General features: G+C 58.8%; 1 protein-coding gene. It reads right to left on the bottom strand.

Features of this window, described 5'->3' with window-relative positions; all coding sequences use genetic code 11:
- Positions 1–748, bottom strand: a 748-nt coding sequence (locus KVS69_RS18430; RefSeq protein WP_217539434.1) for a LysR substrate-binding domain-containing protein, incomplete at its 3' end; no start/stop codon positions are given.
- Between the last annotated feature and the right edge of the window lie 151 nt (positions 749–899).

The following is an 899-nucleotide window of genomic DNA, read 5'->3' as shown; positions in this document are numbered from 1 at the left end:
TGGCGGCAATGTGTGCACTGCCTGCTAGGCCGAGCGCAAAACCGGCCGAGACTAGGGCCATCATCAGGTCGGTGGACGAAACCCTCTCTGCAATCAGTGGCTCCACATCCGCACGGCGCAACACCCGTTCAACTTGCTTGGCATGGCCCTCACATGCCTGTGGATCGCACAGAACCAGTGGATAGCGAAGCAACTCATCCAAGGGGATGCGCTTGTGGGCCAGAAGCGGATGCCGAGCTGGCACGGCCACCATCAGCGCATCGCTCCATGCGGGCGTGGCGACGATACCGTCGCCCACTTCGTCGGATTGGGCAAACCCTACGTCATACAGATCGCTATGCAGCCCCTTGATCTGTTGCGATAGGGGCACCTCGAAGAACCGGATTTCGACCTCGGGTTCTTCCTGGCGGCAAAGTACGAGCAACGCAGAAAGGCGCGACGGCGTGATGCCGTCGGACAATGCCACGCGCAACTGGCCATGAAAACCGTTTGCTGCCGCTTTCACGCTATCGCGTGCCTGCTCCAAGGCGGAGAGCACGCGGCGCACGTGCTCCAGAAACAGCTCGCCCGCACGGGTCAGCCGAGTGCTGCGCGTGGTGCGGGCAAACAGCAACACGCCCAGTTCTTCTTCCAGTTCCTTGATGGCCCGTGACAGTGGAGACTGCTCGATGTGCAGCCGCTCGGCAGCGCGGGCGAAATGGAGTTCCTCAGCAACCGCAATGAAGCAGCGCAAGTGACGAAGTTCCATAGTCTTGTCCTTCCATGATCCATGTTGATTCGGGGGACGAGATGCACGCCTGCTGTAGCACCAGTCGAGCTGAGGCCAAATATTGAATAAACAATTATACATGTGTTCATATATTAGCCATAGAAGCCTGCACCGTGCCGTGGTGATGTTC

It is taken from the genome of Stenotrophomonas sp. GbtcB23, assembly GCF_019091045.1.
GTDB lineage: Bacteria > Pseudomonadota > Gammaproteobacteria > Xanthomonadales > Xanthomonadaceae > Stenotrophomonas > Stenotrophomonas rhizophila_A.
This window is presented reverse-complemented; position numbering and strand designations above follow the sequence as displayed.